This is a genomic window from Streptomyces sp. P17 (assembly GCF_032436805.1).
Lineage (GTDB): Bacteria > Actinomycetota > Actinomycetes > Streptomycetales > Streptomycetaceae > Streptomyces.
The window spans coordinates 1-264 of record NZ_JAVRBF010000968.1; the positions used below are offsets into that span (position 1 = coordinate 1).

1 pseudogene is annotated in these 264 nt (G+C 38.3%); it reads right to left on the reverse strand.

Annotated elements, in window-relative coordinates:
* Positions 1-264: pseudogene (locus RMT89_RS43600) on the reverse strand (ketol-acid reductoisomerase); the annotation flags it as partial.

The window sequence follows — 264 nt, forward strand, 5'->3', positions numbered from 1 at the left end:
TGGACCAGATACATAATCTCCATATTCAGCAGTATTTGAAATTGAATTACGCATTTTTGCAAAACCACCTTCATAAATCAAATCGATGATCAACTTCAACTCATGGCATACTTCAAAATAGGCCAATTCTGGTTGATACCCAGCTTCTACCAATGTTTCAAATCCAGCTTCAACCATTGAGGTCAAACCACCACACAAGACAGCTTGTTCACCAAACAAGTCAGTTTCTGTCTCTTCTTTGAAAGTCGTTTCCAAAACTCCTAC